Origin of the sequence: Bradyrhizobium sp., from assembly GCF_036009065.1 — a bacterium.
Taxonomy (GTDB): Bacteria; Pseudomonadota; Alphaproteobacteria; order Rhizobiales; family Xanthobacteraceae; genus Bradyrhizobium.
Genome location: NZ_DASYMN010000294.1, coordinates 1 through 1,597 on the forward strand (window position 1 = coordinate 1; position 1,597 = coordinate 1,597).

At 66.2% G+C, this 1,597-nt stretch carries 1 protein-coding gene; it reads left to right on the forward strand.

The window, feature by feature from the left end; all coding sequences use genetic code 11:
* Nucleotides 1-122 precede the first annotated feature (122 nt).
* Nucleotides 123-1,589: a transposase gene (locus VGP39_RS18100; protein ID WP_327569472.1), complete on the forward strand. Its 1,467-nt coding sequence runs from the start codon at nt 123-125 to the stop codon at nt 1,587-1,589.
* Nucleotides 1,590-1,597 lie beyond the last annotated feature (8 nt).

Below are 1,597 nucleotides of genomic sequence, written 5' to 3' on the forward strand. Positions count from 1 at the left end.
GGATCTCAAAACCTACACGATCGACTTTGCCAACCGGCCCGCGCCGGAGTTTCGGCAGCGCTATAGAGCCCGTTGCACAATTACCTATCGGAACATAGTTGGAGCGATTCAGGGTTGGTCCGGTGTTGACGAATCTGGCGGGCAACGATTCGATAGTCGCTTTCCAAGACACGGGCCGGGCAATGGCGCACCACTTCCGCGAACCAGAGCGACGACAGCCGCTGCTTCTTCCAGCCGACATGATGGACTGGCTGCCGGAAAGCGACATCGTCCATTTGATCGTCGACGCGGTGGCGATGATGGACCTCAGCGCCTTCGAGGCCGGCTACAAGCTGGGCCGTGCGGGGCAGGCACCGTTCGCACCGCGGCTGCTGCTGGCTTTGCTAATCTACGCCTATTCGCACGGTGTCCGCTCGAGCCGAGCAATCGAGCGGCTGTGCGGACGCGATGCCGGCTACCGCTTCATAGTCGGTGACGCAGTCCCCGATCACACGGTGATTGCGCGGTTCCGCCAGCGTCATGTCGCGCACATGCGGGAGGTATTCATGGCAGTGCTGCGACTGTGCCGTGAAGCTGGATTGATCCGGCTCGGGCTGGTGGCGCTGGACGGCACCAAGCTGCGCGCCAACGCGGCGCTGGACGCCAACCGCACCGCGAGCAGCGTCGACGAGCAAGTGGCCAAGATGCTGGCGGAGGCCGAGGCGACGGATGCGCAGGAGGATCGCCAGTTCGGTGCGCGGCGCGGCGACGAGTTGCCGGCGGCTCTGGCGCGGCGGGGCGATCGCTTGGCGAGGCTGCGGGAGTGCCAGGATAAGCTGCAGCGCCGGGCGGCCGACGCTGCGTCGCGTCAGCAGGAGACGATCGAAGCCCGGGCGGCGGTGGAGAAGGCCAGCGGCAAGCGTAAGCGGGGCCGCAAGCCCAAGCCGGCCGTTCCCGCCGCCGACCCCGACACGCTGGCCAACGTGACCGATCCGGACAGCGGCATCATGAAGACGCGACACGGCTGGCTGCAGGGCTACAACGCCCAGATCGTGGTGACCGTGGGGCAGATCATTCTCGCCGCCGACGTGACGACCCAGGCCAATGACGTGCGCCAGCTGACGCCGATGCTCGACCAGGCGCGGGACAATGTCGCGGAGGTGGTCAGCAAGGATGCCGTGCTTGGGGTGGCGGTTGCCGACGCGGGCTATTGGTCGGGAGCCAACGCGGCAACCGAGACCGACGGGTGCGAGCTCATCATTGCCACCCAGAAGGATCACAAGCAGCGGGCCGCGATGCGTGACGCGCCGTCGCCACGTGGACGAAAGCCCAAGAACATGACGGCGCGCGAGCGCATGGAGCGAAAGCTGCGCACCAGGCGCGGGCGCACACGCTATCGACAGCGCGGCGCTTCGGTCGAGCCGGTGTTTGGTCAGATGAAGGATCGCCAGGGCGCCAGACAGTTCAGCATGCGCGGACTCGAACGCTGCCGCGGTGAGTGGCTCCTCGATGCCTCCGTACACAATCTGCGCAAGCTACACCGGGATTCTGTCCGCCGCTCGGAAAAGGCCAGAGCACAGGCTGCGAAAGGGATACGGAGAGCCGCCTGAGGCGGCCT